Consider the following 19,348-nt stretch of genomic DNA (forward strand, 5'->3'; position numbering starts at 1 on the left):
ATCTCTCTTTCATTTCCTGATCCCGTGGACGTGCAGTTCCTCGAGGGCTCGCGCGTCGTCGAATGCGCCGAGGGACTCGAAGTAGCGCACGGTCTGCCGGGACATGGCGGCAAGGTGCTGGCTGAGGATCTCCGGCGTGTAGGTCTCCGCCACGACGCAGTGCGCGTCGTCCTCGCCCAGCCCGTAGCGGATCAGTTCCTCCCGGATCGCGGGCAGGTCCGGGTGGAGGAACGTCGTGATGAGCCGGGGCACCAGCCGTGCCGCGGCACGCCGCTCCGCCGGCGAGAGCTGCCCCCACATCTGCCGCAGGAACATGGCGAAGTACGCGTGGTGGCGCCCCTCGTCACCGGCGTGGTCGCGTACGGTCCCGGAGACCGCGGCCACCACCTCGGAGCTGTCGGGGACCTCGGCGAGGCTCGCGGAGATCAGGGTCTCCGACACCACCACGAAAAGGATCTCGGCCAGCGCGCCGTCTGCGGGCGGGAGTTCATCGAGGAGCCGGTGGAGCCGGTCCAGGAAGAACGGCTGCCGCGGCAGCCGCGGCGCGATCCCGGTCCGCTGCTCCACCTGTCGCGCCAGGTCGATGGAGAACAGCGTGTGGTACGCCTCGTCGCAGTAGATCTTGTACGCGTCGAACCGCATCTCTTCCGGGAGCTGCACGCCGACGGTGCCCTGCGCGATGGACAGCACCGTCCGGTTGACCACCAGGGACTCCAGCCGTGCCGTGAAGTCCAGGTAGCGGTAGAGGTGTTGGACCAGTAACTCCTCGTGCACCGCCGGGGGCAGCTCCTTCACCAGCGGGTGCTGGGTGATGGGGACGAGATCCGGCGGGAAGTAGTAGCGGCCGGACTCGTCCTCGCGCAGGGTCCGGCGCGCTGACTGCCGCACCGCGGCGCGCTCGTACCAATTGCGGAACGGGCTGCGGTAGTCACCGGGAGTCGAGGGCGGCTCAGGGGCGTCGTCGGCGGCCACCCGGTGCAGCAGCAGCTGCTTGGGGCACTGGGTCAGCGCCGCACAGCCCACGAACATGCCCGCGGTTCCGCACATCTGAGATCTCCCTTCGCCACTACGGTCCGGACCTACGCACACCCGGCACGGCACCGGGCCCGCCGCTGCGCCACGGGCAGCGGCAGGTGGCCCGCGGCCGTGTCCGCCGCACTGCCCGGCGGGGCGGTGCGGGGCCCGGCGGCAGCGGCCGCCGGACCGCTGGCGGTCACGGCGCGGTCGCTTCCACCACGCCGCTGCCGGCGAGGTCGGCGAGCAGTTCGCCGATGTCCTCGGCGGCCACCTGCACGGAGACGTCGTACTCGGCGGCCAGCTGCTCGGCGATGCCCCGGACGCTGGTCGAGCCGTCGACCCGCTTGAACACGAACGTCCCGATCTCGTCGAGCTCGACGGCATGCGGGCCGTTGGCGACGATGAGCTTGCCGCGGAACTTGCGCATCCGGGCGGCCATGCTGCGCCGCGGCACCGCTTCGGGGCCGAAGGGATGAGGTGCTGCCATCAGATCTCCACCTCCAGGGACAGGTCCTTGCAGAACTCGACGGTCCGGCGCACCCAGTCCTCGGGGCGCTGCGGGTCGAAGCCGGCCATGGTCTCCAGGGCCCAGTACCGCTCGAAGGGCAGCACGTCGAGACCGGCGTCCCGCACCCGGCGGGCGCGCCACTTGGGCGTGTGGGTGCCGTAGACGCCGTGGCTGTCCAAAAGGGCGTCGGTGGCCTGCTGGAAGGCGACCTTGGCGGCGAGAACGGCGCTGTGGGTGTCGCCGCTCTCCAGCATGCCCAGCGCCTGCTCGACCTTGCCGTCCGCCTCGGACAGGGAGCGGGTCGCCACGAACGCGCGGTAGGCACTGTCGTGCAGCTGCTCCGCGCGACGCTTGAGCCAGTCCGCGCCGGTCAGTGCCACACCGCCGGACAGACGCTCCAGGAACAGTTCCTCGTTCGAGGTGAGGATGCGCAGCGAGGACTCATCGGAGTCGAAGGCGTCCCAGCTGACCTTGTCCAGCATCTGGCCGACCTGGGCGTCGGTCCAGTACGTGACCTCGTACCGCCGGCCGCCGTCGGTGAAGTCGACCGAGGTGACGGTGTCCGGGGTGAGCGGCACCGCCACCGTCCGGGCGCCCGGCATCCGGCAGGGGGCGTCGGTGAGGACGTAGAGGTCGAAGTCGCTCGCGGCGTGTGCCCAGCCCCGGGTGACCGAGCCGACCACCACGACGGCGACCGGGTCGTCGGGGGCCAGGTCCTTGCGCCTGAGGGCGTCCAGGCACCCGTCCAAGTCCGGTTTCACGACCAGCTCCTGTCCTCGTTCTCGCGCTGTAGTTCGATGACGATCTGAGGGATGTTGTTGACGAGGTGAGCGAGCAGGGCCGGATAGACCGACTGCGAGGCGAGGGTCAGTGCGAGCAGCGCCACGGCCCCGGCGATCTCCACCGCCGTGGAGCGGACCGTGCCGCGCCGGTTGGCGCCCGGCTGGATGTGGTGCTGGGCCACGAAGGCCGTCGCCGCCAGCAGCCCCAGCAGCGCCGGGTCCGCCACCATCAGCACGGGGGCGCGGAAAAGGATCTCCTCCCCGACGGCGCCCACCGCGCCCGCGAAGGCGCGGGCGCTGCCGTGGGAGCGCGGAGTGGGCCCCAGGACGAAGGCGAGTTCACCGGTGAACAGCCCGGCCGGACGCAGCCCGCTCAGCACGACCAGCCCGGCGCCGACGGCGAGCGCCACGGCGAACCACCACCACGGCCCGGTCCGGGTGAGCCACTGGGGAGCCGTGTACGCGGTGAGCGCCAGCGCGCCCAGCGGGGCCACCAGGCCGGCCAGCGTCTCCGCCCAGATGCTCGCGCCGCTGCGCCCGCCCCGGGGCACCCGCCACGGCAGGCCCATCAGCACGGCTTCGGCCACCAGCAGGACGGCCACCACCCGCAGGGCGCCCGAGCCCACGGTCCACAGCCCAACGGCAAAGGCCGCCACCGTGGCGGCGGCCATCAGTTGCCGGGGCTCGGGCCGCCAGCCGACCGGTGCGAAGGTGGAGACGGAGCGGCGTGACCGGCTCCCGTCGTGCACCGCCCGGCCGGCAGCCGTGGTCATGGCGCCGCCTCCACGGTCACCACGATCCCCAGGTCGATGGCGTCGGCGAGCTCTTCGTGCACGGTCTCCAGGCTGTGCCCGAGTCCGTCGAGGACCTCGCCGATCGTGCGCTCACCGTCCAGCGCCCGCAGCACGGCGGGCCACTCGGGCAGTTCGTCCTCGTCCAGGACGTACTCGATCTCGCCGTCGATGGTCACGTACCACACCGACGGTTCGGCGGGGTCCTTGAGGAGCAGGACATTGTCCGCGACCGCCGCGCGGGTCCGCGGGTCGACGGGAGGCAGCCGTACGACCTCCGCCTCGATCTTCTCCGCGTCGGTGTCCCAGTCGTTGACCGGCACCGACTGCGGCACGGGTGCCTTGGCCACCTCGACGTGCGGGGCGGGCAGCGAGGCGGCCATCTGCTCCAGCAGGCCGAGGTTGACCGCCGAGAGCAGGAACTCGACATGTCCGGACGAGGGGTTGGCCTGCAGCCGGCGCAGCGTGGCCCGCAGGTTGTCGGCGTCCAGGAACTCCCGGGCGCCGGGTCCGCTCAGCGCCTCCTCCAGCAGCCGGCCGCCGTCCTGGGCGAGCATGGCGCCGAAGGCGCGGTAGGTGTGCCGGACGCCTTCCCCGTAGAAGAAGGGACCCTTGGGGCGGTGCACCAGCTCGTCGGGCAGGTGGCCGACCAGGGAACGCCGCAGAATCTGCTTGTCCCAGATCAGTTGGGGGCGCAGCGCCTGGGGAACCGCGGCCACCAGCTCGATGAGGCGGTGGTCCAGGAACGGCACCCGGGCCTCGATGCCGTTGCCGGCCGCCGACCGGTCCTCGTGCCAGCAGTTGTACTGCTGCACATCGCGGTACTTCCAGCGGAACAGCGCCTCGTAGGGCTCGTGGGCCGGGCGCCCGGCGGCTTCGCGCAGCACCGAGGACTTGACCAGCGGCAGGCCGGGGACGTCCCACCAGGCACCCAGTTCGGGGCTGCGGTACTGGTCCCGGCGGACCGCCATACGGTCCAGGTTGTCCAGGAAATCGGGCCATTCACCGCCGCCCGCGATGCCCTTGGAGTAACCGCCGTTGAATTCATCGGCCCCGCCGCCCAGAAGCATGGCCTTGATATGCGGAGTCCGGTCACGGACGTAGCGATACATCTCGTGCTTGTAGAACGCCTCGGGTCCTGCCAGCGGCGTCTGCATCAGCCACAGGAACCGCTTCCACTCCTCCACCCCGGGAACGGAATCGGTACGGAAAAGGATCTGATGGTTCGTCAGTCCGAGATTCCGGGCCGTACGGTGCCCCCACTCGGAGTCGCCGTTGGCGAGGGTGCTGCCGTTCAGCGCGGTGAAGGTCTGGGGCTTGCCGGAGGCCAGTGCGGCCACCGCGGCGGAGTCGATGCCGCCGCTGAGGAAGAGGCCGATCTCGACATCGGCCATCTCGCAGTCGGACACCGCGGAGGACAGCAGCTCGCCGTAGCGGCGCACCAGCTCTTCCTCGGACGCGCCACCGGTGGCGTCGAATTCGGGGAACGACCAGTAGCGGTGGGTCGAGCGCTCGCCGGAGCGCAGGTCGAAGGAGACCACACAGCCGGCCGGGGCGAGCTCGATGTCCTTGAACCACGCGTGGGCCGGGCTCTCGTCGAACGCCGGGGCACGCGTCATGGCCTGGTCGCGCAGCGCGCGCTCCCAGTCCAGCTCACGAGGGCAGTCGGGGTCCTCGAAGAGCACCTTGACCTCGGAGCCGAAGACGACCCGCTCGGCGTTCTGGTGGTAGAAGACCGGCTTGATACCGAAGCGGTCGCGGGCCAGCAGCAGCCGGCCCCGGGTACGGTCGTAGAGCGCGAGGGAGAACATCCCGCGCACCTTGTCCAGGAAGCGCAGCCCGTCACGGCGGTAGAGGTGGAGCAGCACCTCGCAGTCCGAACGGGTCCGCAGCCGCGTGCCGCTCGGGAGCGTGGCGGCCAGCTCCTCGTGGTTGTAGATCTCGCCGTTGGCGATCAGAACCAGGTCGTCGTCCTCGGTCCGCAGCGGCTGGTCACCGCCGGCCACGTCCACCAACGACAGTCGTACGAAGCCGAATCCGACCGGGCCCGAACGGTAGTAGGCCTCACCGTCGGGGCCACGGTGCGCTATGGCCTGAACCATTCGCTGGAGCTGGGAGTCCGCGGCGCCGGCCAGCGCTCTTCCGTCCACGCGAGCGATTCCGCTCAGCCCACACATCGTTACCTCGCTCGTTTCATGTGCTGGTTCCTCCGCCACGAGGCGGAAACGCCGTGCAAAGCGGCGCGACTCCCACGGAAGTGAAGGAGATTGCCGGTCGGTACCGGGGAAGGGGCCACACCTCAAGGCACAACCTTGAGGTGTGGCGCCTTTGCGGTTCAGACCGCCGTGGTTCAGACCACGGAGCCCAGAACGGTGCCCTGGTTGACCTTCTTGGCCTCCGGCTTGGTGTACTTACGCATGGTGATTCACCCCCCCTACGGGATCTTGCGGATATCCCCCGGGATCCAGTGATCCCGAATTGCCCTTGCGGACCAACGAGGTGCCCGAAAGCACCACGCCTTTTGCCCTTACGGGCTGAAGTCCCCCCGGACAACATCAGTTTTGAAAACCGGATGGATTCCCGACTTCCGGTGTTGGCCTAAATAGAACAGCGGATCTTGCTTGGATATGTCAATCACCAGTGATTGTGACGCACGCCACACGGCATTTCTTTCCCGAAACCGGATACTCTGTCTTGAGTTAGCGACATCAACTGCCCGGAGTTCACTGCGGCTTCATGCCCGCAAACAGGGGCGGTGAGTGTCCCCAACGGCCGCGCGAACGGCCTCCGTTCGCGCGTCCCGACGCCGGGGGCCGCTGCACGGGGGGATCAATTGGGAGGCTGTAATTCCGCTTTCCCACGGGAATCAGTGATTCCACTTTCCCCACGCTGCGCGTGGTGGCTTGATTTCGGCCACCACCGGCTGTCCCATGCTCGAAAACCGGTACAGCGCCACCCCAGACCGGCACCACATGGAGGAATCTTGGCCAGCACCCCGGCTCTTTCGGCCGTTTTTCCGCTGCCCACCGAGCTCGAAGCGATCGTATTCGACTGCGACGGACTCCTTTTGGACACCGAAACCTGCTGGTCACGGGCGGAGAGCGCGCTCTTTCGCGCGCACGGACGCGAATTCGGCCTGGCCGAAAAGCAACTTGTCATCGGCAAGACCGTGGAGGGCGTCGGCGAGGTGATGGCCGATTACTTCGGGCGTCCCGGTGAAGGTGAGCTGCTCTCCGCCGAGCTGCTGGAGGGCGTGCGCCGGGAGCTGGCCGACGGGGTGGCCGCGCTGCCCGGGGCCGCTGACCTGGTACGGGCCTGTGCCGAGCGGCTGCCCGTCGCCGTCGCCAGCAACAGCCCCCGGTCGCTGCTGGAAACCGCGCTGGGGAGCTCCGGCCTGGCCGATCTGCTGCCGCTGTCGTTCGCGGCCGACGAGGTGGCGGCTCCCAAACCCGCGCCCGACCTGTATCTCACCGCCTGCCGCGCGCTCGCCGCCGACCCCGCCTCCTGCGTCGCCTTCGAGGACTCCCGCACGGGCATCAGCGCGGCCCGCGCCGCGGGGCTCCACCTGGTCACCGTGCCCTCACTGGCCGGCCAGGAGCTGGACCACGACTGGCTGCTGGACTCCCTGGCCGACCCCGAACTCCAGACGTGGGCCCGTGCCCTGCGACCGGCGGGCGCCCACGCCGCCGACCGACCGTCCTGACCACCTGCCCGCTACCTGCCTGCCCGTCACCACCCGTCCGCCCCCGCCGAGAAGCGCTGCCCGGACGAAGCACCGGGCCGCGCTCGCCCACCCACACCGAGCAAAGCCCACGATCACCGAGCACGGCCCACCCACAAGGACTCCCTCCTCCTCACAAAGGAGCACGTCATGCCGATCGGCACCCAGGGATTCACCGTCTTCGATCTGCCCGCCGTACCCACGGAACTGCTGGACAGCTACGACGACCTCCCGGTCGACGACTACATGGGCAACGGCACACGCTTCAAACGGTTCTCGCAGTACCGGCTGTCCCCCGCCGAGGGCGACGCCTGGAACTTCGCGCTGCTGCCGCACCGGGACTACACGGCGTACAAGAAGTTCAACAAGGCCGCCGGCGGCATCCGCCGGACCTATGAGCCCATCAAGGCCGACTTCACCGGCCTGATCTCCCGGGGAATCGCCGGTATCGGCCTCGACCGCGGCGAGGACTGGCAGATCAATGTGCACCAGAACCGCACCCGGGCCGAGGCCGACCGCCCCGGGCCGCTGACGCCCGAGGGCGTCCACCACGACGGCCACGAGTTCGTGATGATCGCCGTGCTGCGCAGGCAGAACGTCGGCGGCGGCGAGACCCGGCTGTGGAAGCCCGGCGCCGACGAGCCCTTCTGGAACGGGACGCTCCAGGCGGGCCAGGCCGTACTCCTCGACGACAAGGCCATCGCCCACGACGTGACCGACGTCGTGGCGGCGAACGACCGGCCCGGACACCGGGACATCGTGATCGTCGCGTTCTCGCGCTGGCAGCACAAGTGGTACGGCGACGAGCACGACTCCGTCGCCCTGTCCGCGGACGCCGGCTGAGCCCGGCCGCCGCCTCCCCCACACCACCCACACCGAGAAGATTGTGCTGATTCCGCATGCCTGAAAACTGGAAAGCCCGGCTCGCCGAGGGTCCGCTGTCCGCGGTGCGCGCCCTGGAGTCCTGTACCGCCGGCGAACTGACCCTGCTGACCGAGAACTACGCCTTCCGCGGCGCACTGGCGGCCGCCTGCAAGGAGCTCACCGAGCGCGCCTACGCCGGGAAGGACCGCACCGCGCTCGCCGAAATGCACGAACTCCTCGCCCTCATCTACGACCGGGACTTCTCCGGCGTGGTCATCGCCGAGGTCGACCACGAACGCGCGCCCCTTCTGCGCGACGTCGCCGCGATCCTCGAAGCGGCCATGCTGGGCGAGGAAGCCGCCCGCATCGACGAGGAGACCGTCACCGGCTACCCCCGGTCCGGCACGGAGTACGTCCGCTGGCTGAAGAACCTCGTCAACGGCCACCCGGCCGGCCGGCACCCGCTCTACCACGAGCACATCGAGCAGCGGGGCACCCGGGAGGACCTGCGGCTGCTGCTCGCCCAGGAGACCAGCCTCGACCCGCGCTTCGACGACATCCTCGCCTCGATGCAGATGGGCCGGACCGGCGGCGAGAAGATGGAGATAGCCGCCAACTACTGGGACGAGATGGGCAACGGCGACGCCGAGCTGGTCCACACCAGCCTCTTCTCCCAGGCCCTGGATTCCATCGGCGCCGACCCGGCCTTCATCCGGGACAGCTTCATGCTGGAGGCCGGGATCTGCGGAAACCTCTCCGCCTGCCTCGGTCTCGCCCGCCGGCACTACTACAAGGCCGTGGGCTACTTCGGCGTGACGGAGTACCTGGCGCCCCGCCGCTTCCGCTGCGTGGTCGACACCTGGCGCAGACTGGGCCTGCACGAAGTCGGCATCACCTATCACGACCTGCACATCGGTATCGACGCCGGGCACGCCTCCGGCTGGTTCAAGAACGTCGTGGCGCCGCTGGTGGACGACGACGCCCTGATCGGCCGGGACATCGCCCTGGGGGCCATGATCAGGCTCAACACCTCACAGGACTACCTCGACGAACTGCTGCGGCGCATGCGGGACCGGTCCCCCGTCGCGGTCGGCGCGGAAGCCTGAGGGGAAGGACGTGGCACACCCCTTGCCGCCCCCTCGTCACGACATGGCGGACGGCCATGACTTCGTGAAGTACGAGGCCCTGGGCAACGACTACTTGGTGATCGCTCCGGCCGCCGGCCAGGTGGCGCCGACACCGGAGAACATCCGGCTGATCTGCGACCGCCACTACGGTCCCGGCGCCGACGGAGTTCTCTACGGCCCGCTCCCCGAGGAGCACGGATTCGGGCTGCGCACCTTCAACTCCGACGGCACCGAGTGCGAGCAGAGCGGCAACGGGCTGCGGATCTTCGGCCGTTACCTCCACGACCACGGCTGGACCGGGGAGCCGGAGTTCACCGTCCGCACCCCGGCCGGGCCGGTCACCGTGCAGCTGGTGGACCAGGCCCGAGGGCCGGACGCACCGGCCGCCGCCTGCCCCGGCTCCGGCCGCACCGGCGCCGGGGCAGGCGACGGGGCACCCGTACGCGTCTCCATGGGGCGGGCGTCCCTGGACAGCGAGCTGATCGGTGCCACCGGTCCGCGCCGGGAGATGCTGCGCGAAACCCTCCAGGAGCCGGGCCGCGAATGGACGGCCACCTGCGTCTTCCTGGGCAATCCGCACTGCGTCCTCCCGCTGGAGGGCACCGAGGTGACCGAGGAGCTGGCCCGGCGCCTGGGCCCCGTCCTCGCCGGCCACGCACGCTTCCCCGGGCGCATCAACGTCCAGCTCATGGAGGTACGCGCCGCCGACCGCATCCGCATCGAGACCTACGAGCGGGGCGCCGGCTACACGCTCGCCTCGGGCAGCAGCGCCTGTGCGGCGGCCGTCGCGGCCCACGCCCTCGGGCTGACCGGCCCCGAGGTCACCGTCGAGATGCCCGGCGGCGACCTCGCCGTCGGCATCTCCGACGCCGGCGAGGTCACCCTGACCGGACCGGTCCGGCCCGTCGTGGCCGGCCGGTGGACCCCGGCGTTCCGCAGGCGGCTGGCCTCATGACCACGATCACCATGCGCCAGTGGTACTTCGACGAGGCCCACGGCCACTACGACATCGACCTCGGCGACAGCTATGTGGGCGGCAGCCGCCTGTCCGACCACGCCCTGCCCGCCGACTGCCTCCTCGACTACGGCAACAACCGGGGGACCGCCCCGTTGCGCCACCTCGTGGCCGGCCTCTACGGCCGCGATCCGTCGCACATAGGCATCACCCACGGCGGGCAGGAAGCCCTCTACCTCCTCTACCGCACCCTGCTGTCCGCAGGCGACCACGCCGTGATCTTCACCCCCGGCTGGCAGCAGGCACAGCCGGTGCTGACCCGGGCCGGATGCCGGGTGGACGCCGTCGGCACCACCGCCGACGGCCGCCCGGACATCGCCGCGGCGCTGCGCACGATCGGCCCCCGCACGAGGGCCGTGGTGCTCAACTCGCCCTGCAATCCGACCGGCCGGAAGGTCACCGCCGACGGCATCAAGGAACTGGCCGAGGCGCTGCGGGGACACGGCGGCCATCTGATCCTCGACGAGGAGTACGTCGCCGACCTCGGCGCCGACTCCTGGGTCGGGGCGTACGAACACGCCGTCTCCGTCTCCAGCGTCTCCAAGGTCTACGGGGTCCCGGGCCTGCGCGTCGGCTGGATGTGCGGCCCGCCCGAGGTCGTGGACGCGGCCATGCAGTACAAGCACTTCACCACCGTCACCAACTCGGTGGTCCTGGAACAACTGGCCACCGGGATCCTGGAGCGCCGCGAGGAGCACGTGCGGCGCTACCGGCAGCTGATCACCGATGGCCTGCGGATACTGGAGCGCTGGGCCGCCGGGCACCGCGGCACGCTGCGGATGTGGCAGCCGGAGGGCACCCCGTACGCCTGGCTGCACACCCCCGGCCTGCCGTCCTCGCTGGAGTTCTGCCGCGAGGTGCTGCGCCGGGAGCGCGTGCTGCTGATGCCGGCCGAGGTGTTCGGCACCGAGCACGGCCTCCGCCTCACCTTCGCCCGGGAACCGGACGTCCTGGCCGAGGGCCTGCGGCGCATCGACGCCGTACTGGCCGGCCACCCCACCGCCGCCGGGAGCGGCGCCCACCCCGAGAGCAGGGAGCAACGATGACGGCACGGCTCGAGGAGATGCCCACCGACTGGTCGCGCGGACTGGCGCTGGTGGCACACCCCGACGACATCGAGTACGCCATGGGTCCGGCGGTGATCACCTGGACCGACAGCGGCAAGGAGATCGCCTACGTCCTGGCCAGCCGCGGCGAGGCCGGCATCGACGGCTGCGACCCGGAGACGGCCAGGCCGCTGCGGGAACGGGAGCAGCGCGCGAGCTCGGCGGTCGCCGGGGTGACCTCGGTGGATTTCCTGGACCACCCGGACGGGCTGATCACGGACTCCGTGGCGCTGCGCCGGGAGTTCGCCACCGCCATCCGCCGCCACCGGCCGGAAGTGGTGCTCACGGTCAACCACCACGAGCACTGGCGCGGCGTCTCCTGGAACACCTCGGACCACCGGATCGTCGGCCGGGCCGCGCTGGACGCCGTCGTCGACGCCGGCAACCGCTATGTCTTCGCCGAGGACGGCCTCGAACCCTGGGAAGGCGTGCGGTGGATGGCCGTCGCCGGCTCCCCGTACCCCACGCACGCCGTGGAGGTCGCGGGCGCCGAGGACCGCGCCGTCGAGGCGGTGCTCCAGCACCGTGCCTATCTGGAAGCGCTCACCGACGAGGACCCGGCGAGCTACGCCCGGGGATTCCTGCGGCGCAACATGGCCAGGGCGGGCGCGCTCTTCCACGACCGTGACGCGGTCGCGTTCCAGCTCTTCGAGCGCGACGCCTACCGCGTCAAGGACGGTGTCACCCACTACCGCTGACCGCTCGCGTCCTTTGCCCCTACAGTCCCACCGGGAATGGCATGCACCTGGCCTTCGTCGACTCCAACCCCCCTGCCCTGCAGGCCATCAGGCTGGCCAAGAGCGCGGGACACCGGGTCACCTATCTGCAGTCCGCACACACCCAGTACCCGCTCACCGAAGCCAACCTGGCCCTGGTCTCGTCCGTGGACCGGCTCGTCGACGGGCTGGTCACCACCGACCACGACGTGGTGACCGCGGCGCTGGCCGAGTGCCACGCCGAACACCCCATCGACTTCGTCACCACCCAGCACGAGATGTCCGCCGAGGCGGTGGCGGCGGCCTGCCGCGCACTGGGGCTGCGGGGGACCTCACCACAGGCGGTGCTCATCGCCCGGCGCAAGGACCGCTGCCGGGCGGCGCTGCAGGCCGCGGGCCTGGCCTCGGCACACTTCGCGACCGCCACCGACGAGGCGGCGGCGCTGGCGGCGGCGGAGCGGATCGGCTACCCCGTGGTGTTCAAGCCACCGTCCGGGGCGGCCGGGCTGCTCGCCTGCGTGGTCCACGACGCGGCCCAGGCCAGGTCGGCCTGGCAGCGGCTGCAGCGCGGCCTCGATGCGGTTCCCGAGGACTGGCGCGGCCAGTTCCGGCGCGGCGTCCTGATCGAGGAGTTCCTGGTGGGGGAGCTGGTGTCGGTGGAGATCGGCGCCCGCGACGGCCGGTTCTTCCCGCTGTGCATCAGCGGCCGCTACCGCTGGGCGGGCGACGGGGTCACCGCCCTGGGGTCCTTCATCCCGGCCGGCCTGGAAGCGCAGCAGGCCACCGCGTGCTGGGAGTACGCCCGCCGGGTCTGCCGGGCGATCGGCGCCGACATCGGCGTCTTCCACCTGGAGATCATGGTCACCCAACGGGGGCCCGTCCTGGTCGAGTTCAACCCCCGGGTGATGGGCGGCGGCCTGCCTGCCGCCTACCGCCACGCCACCGGGCAGGACGTCTACGCCGCGCTGCTGGACGTCCTCGCCGGGGCCGATGACGTCGCCGCGCCGCCCTTCCGGGCCGGCTGCACCGCGGTCCGCGTCGTCCTCCCCCGTGAGGACGGCCGGCTCGGCCCCGGCGCGACCCTGGCGCCCCTGGCCGAGCACCCCTGTGTGAAGGAGGTCATCGGCTTCGGCGAGTACCGCACCGGCCCCGGCAGCGAGGTGGCCCGGGGCCAGGCGCTGGCCCGGTTCATCGTCCAGGACACCGACCCGGCGGCCGTCGAGCACACCTCCGAGCACCTGCTCAGCCGCCTGGAACCGCTGCTCGGCGTCCCCCTGATGACCGGCAGCTACCGCCCCGGCGGCCCGGAGCACCCGGGGGGCGCACGGTGAGCAGGCCCGGAGGACCGCACACCGCCGAGCCGCAGCGGGCGGCGGACCGGCCGGCCGCACCGCCCGGCCGCCGTGCCCTCGTCCTCGCCCTGATGATGGCGATGGCGCTGGCAGCCCTGGACAGCACGATCGTGGCCACGGCCGTTCCGCGGATCGTCGCCGACCTCGGCGGGTTCTCGTACTTCTCCTGGCTCTTCTCCGGCTATCTGCTCGCCGGCACGGTGTCCCTGCCGGTCTACGGCAAGCTCAGCGACATCCTGGGGCGCAAGCCGGTCCTGCTGTTCGGCATCACCCTCTTCCTGGCGGGCTCCGCGCTCTGCGCGGCCTCCTGGAACATGGCCGCGCTGATCGTCTTCCGCATCGTCCAGGGCTTCGGCGGAGGCGCGATCCAGAGCACCGTCCAGACCCTCGCCGCCGACCTGTACCCCCTGGAGGAGCGCCCGCGGATCCAGGCCGCCATCTCCTCCGTGTGGGCCGGCTCCGCCGTTCTCGGCCCCGCCGTCGGCGGCCTGATCACCACCTGGGCCGACTGGCGCCTCATCTTCCTGCTCAACGTCCCGCTCGGTCTGGTCTCGCTCGTCCTGCTGGCCCGCCGCCTGAGCGAGCCGCCCCGGAAGCGCGCCGCCGGGCGCCTGCGCGCCGACTGGGCCGGCGCACTGGCCCTCTTCCTCACCGGCTGCGCCCTGCTGACCGCCATCGTCCAGGGCGGACACGCCTGGCCCTGGCTCTCCGCGCCGTCCCTCGCCCTCTTCGGCACCGGCGCCGTCCTGCTGGCCCTCACGGTCGTGGTGGAGCGGCGCGCGGCCGATCCCATCCTCCCGGGCTGGGTATGGCGCCGCCGCACCATCGCCGCCGCCAATCTGGCCATGGGGGCGCTCGGTGTGATGACCATCGCCCCGACCGTCTTCCTCCCCACCTACGCCCAGGCCGTGCTCGGCCTCGATCCCCTGCGGGCGGGCTTCGTGCTGGCCGTCATGTCGGTGGCCTGGCCGATCTCGGCGGCCTTTTGCCAGCACGTCTACCGGCGCATCGGATTCCGCCAGTCGGCGATCACCGGCATGGCCGTCGCCTGCCCCGTCCTGCTGGCCTTCCCCGCCCTCTCCGGCACCCACAGCCCCTGGTACCCCGCCCTCATCTCGCTGGCCCTCGGCGCCTGCCTCGGCATCACCCAGCTCCCCCTGCTCGTCGGCGTCCAGTCGACGGTGACCGTCTCGGAACGCGGTACGGCAACGGCCTCTCTCCTCTTCTGCCGCCAGCTCGGCTCCAGCATCGGCGCCGCCGTCTTCGGCGCCCTGGCCAATGCGATCCTCAACTCCCGCCTGCGGGACACCTCTTCCGCCCTCCCGTCCACCGGGGGCAGCACCCTCGACTCGCTCTCCTCCTCCACCACCACCGGCCCCGCCGCGGCCCCCCTGCGTGACGCCCTCACCACGGCGGTCGACTGGGTCTACGTCGGCGCCGCAACGGCCGCCGCCCTCGCCGTCCTCGCCCTCTTCCTGGCCCCGCGCCGCTTCCCGGTGCTCGATTGAGGGACGAGGGCACGAAAAAACACCCCCTCCGACTGCGTTTCCGCAGTTCGGAGGGGGTGCAAAGGGTGGAGCCTAGGGGAGTCGAACCCCTGACATCTGCCATGCAAAGACAGCGCTCTACCAACTGAGCTAAGGCCCCTTCGCGCACCAGGGTACCTGGTGTCCGGCCGCTTTCCCGACCGGGTATCGCCGCGCACCGTCGCTCTCCGTAGGATGCTTCGCGAGATTCGCGGCAGCGAAGCGACCGGGGAGACAGGGGAGACGGCATGGACACAGCACAGCAGGAAGCCACCGCGCGGGCCCGGGAACTTCAGCGCAGTTGGTACGGGGAGCCGCTGGGGGCGCTGTTCCGCCGTCTCATCGACGATCTCGGCCTCAACCAGGCCCGGCTCGCCGCGGTGCTCGGGCTGTCGGCACCGATGCTGTCGCAGCTGATGAGCGGGCAGCGCGCGAAGATAGGCAACCCGGCCGTGGTGCAGCGGGTGCAGGCGCTGCAGGACCTGGCCGGCCAGGTCGCCGACGGCAGCGTCAGTGCGGCCGAGGCCACCGACCGCATGGAAGAGATCAAGAAGACGGCGGGGGGTTCGGTGCTCAACAACACCGCACAGCAGACGTCGTCGACGGGGGCGACCACGGTCCGGCGCGTGGTGCGGGAGATCCAGTCGCTGCTGCGGTCGGTCTCCGACGCCGGGGACATCATCGATGCGGCGAACACCCTCGCCCCCGCTCACCCCGAACTGGCAGAGTTCCTGCGGGTCTACGGTGCCGGTCGTACCGCGGACGCGGTCGCCCACTACGAGGCGCACCAGGGTTAGCCACCAGCCACTGGGGACGTTGCGAGTTCAGAAGCGGACGGGGCGGCAATGGGTGAGGTCTTCGCCGGTCGGTATGAGCTGATCGACCCGATCGGGCGGGGTGGGGTGGGGGCGGTCTGGCGCGCCTGGGACGCCCGGCGCCGCCGCTACGTTGCCGCCAAGGTGCTGCAGCAAAGCGACGCGCACACCCTGCTGCGCTTCGTCCGCGAACAGGCACTGCGGATCGACCATCCGCATGTGCTGGCCCCGGCGAGCTGGGCAGCGGACGACGACAAGGTCCTGTTCACCATGGATCTGGTGAACGGCGGCTCACTGGCACATCTGATCGGGGATTACGGCCCGCTGCCGCCGCGGTTCGTCTGCCTGCTCCTGGACCAGCTGCTGGCCGGACTGACCGCGGTGCACGCGGAGGGCGTGGTGCACCGTGACATCAAGCCGGCGAACATCCTGCTGGAGGCCACCGGCACCGGCCGCCCGCATCTGCGGCTGTCGGACTTCGGCATCGCGATGCGCAAGGGTGAGCCGCGGCTGACCGAGGCCAACCTCGTGGTGGGGACGCCCGGATACTTCGCGCCGGAGCAACTGCAGGGCGCCGAACCGGACTTCCCCGCCGACCTGTTCGCGGTCGGCCTGGTCGCGCTCTATCTGATCACCGGCACCAAGCCGGACGCCGACGCCCTGGGCCGGCACTTCGGCCCGCACGGCATCCCGAACGCGCCCGAGGGGGTGCCGGAGCCGCTGTGGCAGGTGCTGGCGTCCCTGGTGCACCCCGACCCGGAATCGCGGTTCAGGACGGCCACGGGGGCGCGTAAGGCGATCATCTCGACGGTGGAGCTGCTGCCCGACGCGACGCTCGAGGACGAGGTCGTCGAAGTCTTCGACCACATCGGCCCGCTCCCGGCCGGCTTCGGGACGGACGGGCCGCTGCGGACCGGGGAGGCCGCCGGGCCCGCGACGGCCGGTGCCACCGCGGGCACCACGGCCGCCGGGCAGGTGTCCATGTCGGACACCGGAAGCTTCCATATCGCCCCGCCGGAGCCGAACACCCCGCCGACGCCGACCTCGACGCCGGCTCCGATGCCGGTGGCGGGCGGCGCACCCACGGGGCAGGGTGCGAGGCCCACCGGTCACGGCGAGACGTCCACGGGTCGCGGCGAGACGTCCACGGGTCGCGGTGAGGCGTCCACCGGACATGGCATCACGTCCACCGGCCAGGGCGCTGCGCCCACGGGGCACGGCGGGCCTGCCACCGGCCACACCTCTGCCTCCGCCGGCCACGGTGTCCCGGCCGGCCAGGGCGCCCCGAGCGGACCCGGCGCGGTCTCCGGCGGGCCGCTCCTGACGCCGTCCCCGCCTCCGGCACCCGCGTACCGGCCCACGGCCGCCGTCCACCAGGAGTACTCCGCGACCCGCCCCTATACGGCGGGCCCGCACCCGGTCCCCGGGCGGCACCCGGCCGGTCCCCCCGTCGCCGGCCCGGTCACGGCGCCTGCCGTCCCGCACCGGAAACCGGGACCGCCCCCGAAGGTCGCGATCCCGGTGCTGGTCGTGGCGCTGCTGTGCATCGCGGTCGGCGTGTGGGCTCTGATGGCTGCCTGAGGCCACGCCGCGCGCGGTGCCGGCCCGGGGCCCACCGGCCCCCTGAAACCCCCGCTACCAGCCCTGCGGAGGCCCGAACTGCGTATTCCGCTGCGCCTGTTGGGTCGACTGTGTCGGCTGCCCGGGCTGCCCTGGTGGTGACGGCTGCGACGGCTGACCCGGCTGACCCGGCAGTGAGGGCTGCTCGCCAGGGCCACCCGGACCACCCGGACCACCAGGTCCGCCCGAGCCCCCCGGGCCACCCGAGTCGCCGGGCCCACCCGAGCCCACCGCCGCGACCGGCGCACCGGCCGTCGACCGCCGCGCCACCAGCGTCCACGCGCCCAGCCCCACCAGCAGCACCACCCCCGTGCCGATCCCCGCGTAGGCCACCGTCATCAGAGTGCCGCTCTTCGCCGCCTGCTGTGCGGTCTGTCCCTTCCGCGCCGACTCCCGGTCCTCGGACGTGACGGAGAAGGTGTCGGTCGGCGCGGCGTAGCCGGGCCCGGCCTTGGCGGCGCCGCGGACGTCCACCCGGAGGGTGAGTTCCGCGCCCTTGGGGAAGAACCGCGCGGCATCGGGGTGCAGGCTGACCTCGAGGTAGTACCAGCCGGCGAACCGCATCGCGCTGACCGGGCCGGCCGGCTCGAAGCGGTTGCCGTACGCCACCGGCGCGGTGAACTCCTTCGCAGCGGCAGGCTTCCCGGTGTACGGGACGAAGGAGAGGTCGTCGACCGCGCCACGCGCCGGGTTGTAGACGCCCAGCCCGAGCATCCGGGCGAGGAAACCAGAGGTGCCGGAGGGCGCGTTCGGCAGCTCCGCGCTCAGGTTGAGCCGCTGTCCCCAGTCCACCGGTACGCGGTAGAAGCGGGTCTCGCCCGGCGTGATGCGGTCCTTCCACACACCGGAGTCCACCGAGCCCGCGTCGTTGAAGCCGGTACCTCCCTTGGCGCTGCGCTTGACGGTGTCCGTGCGCGGTGCGGGCGTGACGGTGCTCCAGCTGCCCTGGCCCGGCCGGGCGGGGGTGGTGCCCTTGAGCGGGGGCTCGTCGAGGTAGTCCAGTTCGAGCGGCCAGGTGTCGGAGCCGGAGGCCGCCGCACCCTCTCGGGTGATCACCAGGTAGTACGGGCCGGCCTTCTGGCACCCCATGCGGTCGGCGCCGATCCGGCGGGTGGCGTAGTCGGCGACCGGATAGGCCATACCGCCGCCGTGGAAGGAGGGATGGGCGCCCGTGTCGCAGGTCGTGCCGTCGCTGTCCTGGACATTGACGGTCAGCTTGTCGCCGTAGTCCGCGACCTTGGTCCCGGGCCGGGGCGCGGCGACGGCCGAGAAGTACGCGCTGGTCCTGTCGTCCAGGGTGACGGCGTAGTACTTCTGCTCACCGCGCTTGATGGAGTCGGTGTGCAGTCCGGGCCCGAGCTGCGGGGCATCCGCGGTACTGGTGCTGCCCTTGACCGCCGTGGCGCCGTCCCCCGGCCGGTACCCCGGGACGGTCTCGGCCGAGGCCGCACCCACCGCCCCCGGCAGGATCACCACCACGGCGAGCGCCGCCAGTACGGCTATACCCCTGTTCGTCGTGCGCCCCGTCACCACGAGCCACCCCTCATCGGATCGGAATTCCCGGCGCCGGCCCGCGGCTTCCCGCGGGCCCCTCCACAGGCCGCCGCGAGACCGGCCGGCAGCAGCTACGCCCACGTGCCAACGGCGACGGCCACCACACGTCCTGTGGGCCATCTTCCACCGCCGCCCCGCGTGCCGTCCGCCGAGGCCGGGGAATCGCCCCTGGAGCATCGGTCCGGCTCCGGCCGCGTCGGCGTGACGCCCTCCTTCAGCGGATGTTCCACGTGAAACATCCGCTTCCTCGACCACCGTGCGGCATCCGTTCCCTGGGCTGCCTTGCGCTCGACGACCGGCCAGTACCGCCCGGCTCGGCCGCAGCTCTGCCTCCCCTTCAAGCGACAGCCACCCATGGAGAGTTGGCCGACCCGCCGGAGCCGGCAGGCAAGCACCCTCACCATCCCGGCGCCCTCGGCAGCCGGCGCCCGCCCGCTGGAGCCCCCCTGCCGGCGCCCGCCCGCTGGGGCCCCCGCGCCGGTGCCGCGATCGCCGCAGTGGCCTGAATCGACCCGGCGGTCCGGGCCGGCAACGGACCCCGGGCAACGCCACCACCCCTCCACACAGCCGTCGCGCCCCACCCTGCCCCTCATCCTCTTGCGCCCTTGCGCCCTTGCGCCCTTGCACCCTGCGACCACACCCACACGCTTTGCTTCTGCAAGCTAATGGTGTGCTATAGCAAACTCAAGAGGAGTGCCGTCGCGGCCCGGCAACGACATCCAGCCACCGCTCGGCAACCACAGCTCGGCAGCCACCACCCCCACCGCAGGCCGCCCCACCTGTTGTACGCGCCGCACGCGCCTCACCCGCCCCAGGACGCACGAAACCCCGACC

The 19,348-nt window shown here is 71.6% G+C and carries 16 protein-coding genes and 1 tRNA gene; 10 read left to right on the top strand and 7 right to left on the bottom strand.

Annotation, left to right across the window (positions count from 1 at the left end; genetic code table 11):
* Positions 1 to 9 precede the first annotated feature (9 nt).
* The 5 genes from ACGFR7_RS11160 to asnB form a co-directional block, all read right to left on the bottom strand.
* Positions 10 to 1,047 carry a diiron oxygenase gene (locus ACGFR7_RS11160; RefSeq protein ID WP_393316221.1) on the bottom strand — a complete coding sequence of 346 codons (1,038 nt, stop codon included), beginning with the start codon at positions 1,045 to 1,047 and terminating at the stop codon, positions 10 to 12.
* A 166-nt stretch (positions 1,048 to 1,213) separates the two neighbouring features.
* Positions 1,214 to 1,504, bottom strand: coding sequence for a PqqD family protein (locus ACGFR7_RS11165; RefSeq protein WP_393316224.1), 291 nt, complete (start codon positions 1,502 to 1,504; stop codon positions 1,214 to 1,216).
* Positions 1,504 to 2,286: a nucleotidyltransferase domain-containing protein gene (locus ACGFR7_RS11170; RefSeq protein ID WP_393316227.1), complete on the bottom strand. Its 783-nt coding sequence runs from the start codon at positions 2,284 to 2,286 to the stop codon at positions 1,504 to 1,506. Before ACGFR7_RS11170 ends, ACGFR7_RS11165 begins: the two co-directional genes overlap by 1 nt.
* Positions 2,283 to 3,080, bottom strand: a complete 798-nt coding sequence (locus ACGFR7_RS11175) for a type II CAAX prenyl endopeptidase Rce1 family protein (protein WP_393316230.1) — start codon at positions 3,078 to 3,080, stop codon at positions 2,283 to 2,285. Before ACGFR7_RS11175 ends, ACGFR7_RS11170 begins: the two co-directional genes overlap by 4 nt.
* A complete protein-coding gene (gene asnB / locus ACGFR7_RS11180; RefSeq protein WP_393316233.1) occupies positions 3,077 to 5,275 on the bottom strand; it encodes an asparagine synthase (glutamine-hydrolyzing) in 2,199 nt (732 codons plus the stop codon). The genes ACGFR7_RS11175 and asnB overlap by 4 nt, the downstream gene beginning before the upstream one ends.
* Before the next feature lie 806 nt (positions 5,276 to 6,081).
* Between asnB and ACGFR7_RS11185 the strand changes: the two genes are divergently transcribed.
* From ACGFR7_RS11185 to ACGFR7_RS11220, 8 genes are all read left to right on the top strand, one after another.
* Complete coding sequence (locus ACGFR7_RS11185; RefSeq protein ID WP_393316236.1) at positions 6,082 to 6,801, top strand: HAD family hydrolase; 720 nt, start codon at positions 6,082 to 6,084, stop codon at positions 6,799 to 6,801.
* Positions 6,802 to 6,969: 168 nt separating this feature from the next.
* Positions 6,970 to 7,662: a 2OG-Fe dioxygenase family protein gene (locus tag ACGFR7_RS11190; protein WP_393316239.1), complete on the top strand. Its 693-nt coding sequence runs from the start codon at positions 6,970 to 6,972 to the stop codon at positions 7,660 to 7,662.
* A 56-nt stretch (positions 7,663 to 7,718) separates the two neighbouring features.
* Positions 7,719 to 8,789, top strand: coding sequence for an iron-containing redox enzyme family protein (locus ACGFR7_RS11195; RefSeq protein ID WP_393316242.1), 1,071 nt, complete (start codon positions 7,719 to 7,721; stop codon positions 8,787 to 8,789).
* A 10-nt stretch (positions 8,790 to 8,799) separates the two neighbouring features.
* On the top strand, positions 8,800 to 9,765 hold the full coding sequence (dapF, locus tag ACGFR7_RS11200; RefSeq protein WP_393316244.1) for a diaminopimelate epimerase: 966 nt from the start codon (positions 8,800 to 8,802) through the stop codon (positions 9,763 to 9,765).
* Entirely contained in the window at positions 9,762 to 10,871 is a 1,110-nt protein-coding gene (locus ACGFR7_RS11205) for an aminotransferase class I/II-fold pyridoxal phosphate-dependent enzyme (protein WP_393316247.1), read from the top strand. Before dapF ends, ACGFR7_RS11205 begins: the two co-directional genes overlap by 4 nt.
* Positions 10,868 to 11,629, top strand: a complete 762-nt coding sequence (locus ACGFR7_RS11210) for a PIG-L deacetylase family protein (protein ID WP_393316250.1) — start codon at positions 10,868 to 10,870, stop codon at positions 11,627 to 11,629. The genes ACGFR7_RS11205 and ACGFR7_RS11210 overlap by 4 nt, the downstream gene beginning before the upstream one ends.
* Before the next feature lie 41 nt (positions 11,630 to 11,670).
* Positions 11,671 to 12,978, top strand: a complete 1,308-nt coding sequence (locus ACGFR7_RS11215; RefSeq protein WP_393316253.1) for an acetyl-CoA carboxylase biotin carboxylase subunit family protein — start codon at positions 11,671 to 11,673, stop codon at positions 12,976 to 12,978.
* A complete protein-coding gene (locus tag ACGFR7_RS11220; protein WP_393316256.1) occupies positions 12,975 to 14,507 on the top strand; it encodes an MFS transporter in 1,533 nt (510 codons plus the stop codon). The genes ACGFR7_RS11215 and ACGFR7_RS11220 overlap by 4 nt, the downstream gene beginning before the upstream one ends.
* A gap of 66 nt (positions 14,508 to 14,573) precedes the next feature.
* Here the strand turns inward: ACGFR7_RS11220 and ACGFR7_RS11225 are convergent.
* Positions 14,574 to 14,646 (bottom strand) — tRNA-Ala (locus ACGFR7_RS11225).
* Between the two features lie 127 nt (positions 14,647 to 14,773).
* On the opposite strand from ACGFR7_RS11225, the gene ACGFR7_RS11230 reads away from it, so the two are divergent.
* Positions 14,774 to 15,322, top strand: coding sequence for a DNA-binding protein (locus ACGFR7_RS11230; protein ID WP_311622983.1), 549 nt, complete (start codon positions 14,774 to 14,776; stop codon positions 15,320 to 15,322).
* A 48-nt stretch (positions 15,323 to 15,370) separates the two neighbouring features.
* On the top strand, positions 15,371 to 16,921 hold the full coding sequence (locus ACGFR7_RS11235; protein ID WP_393316260.1) for a protein kinase: 1,551 nt from the start codon (positions 15,371 to 15,373) through the stop codon (positions 16,919 to 16,921).
* A gap of 54 nt (positions 16,922 to 16,975) precedes the next feature.
* Here ACGFR7_RS11235 and ACGFR7_RS11240 read toward each other — a convergent pair whose 3' ends face one another.
* Positions 16,976 to 18,493: a hypothetical protein gene (locus tag ACGFR7_RS11240; RefSeq protein ID WP_393316263.1), complete on the bottom strand. Its 1,518-nt coding sequence runs from the start codon at positions 18,491 to 18,493 to the stop codon at positions 16,976 to 16,978.
* Between the last annotated feature and the right edge of the window lie 855 nt (positions 18,494 to 19,348).

This window comes from Streptomyces sp. NPDC048516 (assembly GCF_043199875.1).
In the GTDB taxonomy this organism is placed as follows: domain Bacteria; phylum Actinomycetota; class Actinomycetes; order Streptomycetales; family Streptomycetaceae; genus Streptomyces.

Coding starts and splice junctions, on each gene's coding strand:
- ACGFR7_RS11160 (WP_393316221.1), bottom strand. CDS start 1,047: ATGTGCGGAACCGCGGGCATGTTCGTGGGCTGTGCGGCGCTGACCCAG.
- ACGFR7_RS11165 (WP_393316224.1), bottom strand. CDS start 1,504: ATGGCAGCACCTCATCCCTTCGGCCCCGAAGCGGTGCCGCGGCGCAGC.
- ACGFR7_RS11210 (WP_393316250.1), top strand. CDS start 10,868: ATGACGGCACGGCTCGAGGAGATGCCCACCGACTGGTCGCGCGGACTG.
- ACGFR7_RS11190 (WP_393316239.1), top strand. CDS start 6,970: ATGCCGATCGGCACCCAGGGATTCACCGTCTTCGATCTGCCCGCCGTA.
- asnB (WP_393316233.1), bottom strand. CDS start 5,275: ATGTGTGGGCTGAGCGGAATCGCTCGCGTGGACGGAAGAGCGCTGGCC.
- ACGFR7_RS11215 (WP_393316253.1), top strand. CDS start 11,671: ATGCACCTGGCCTTCGTCGACTCCAACCCCCCTGCCCTGCAGGCCATC.
- ACGFR7_RS11195 (WP_393316242.1), top strand. CDS start 7,719: ATGCCTGAAAACTGGAAAGCCCGGCTCGCCGAGGGTCCGCTGTCCGCG.
- ACGFR7_RS11235 (WP_393316260.1), top strand. CDS start 15,371: ATGGGTGAGGTCTTCGCCGGTCGGTATGAGCTGATCGACCCGATCGGG.
- ACGFR7_RS11205 (WP_393316247.1), top strand. CDS start 9,762: ATGACCACGATCACCATGCGCCAGTGGTACTTCGACGAGGCCCACGGC.
- ACGFR7_RS11175 (WP_393316230.1), bottom strand. CDS start 3,080: ATGACCACGGCTGCCGGCCGGGCGGTGCACGACGGGAGCCGGTCACGC.
- ACGFR7_RS11230 (WP_311622983.1), top strand. CDS start 14,774: ATGGACACAGCACAGCAGGAAGCCACCGCGCGGGCCCGGGAACTTCAG.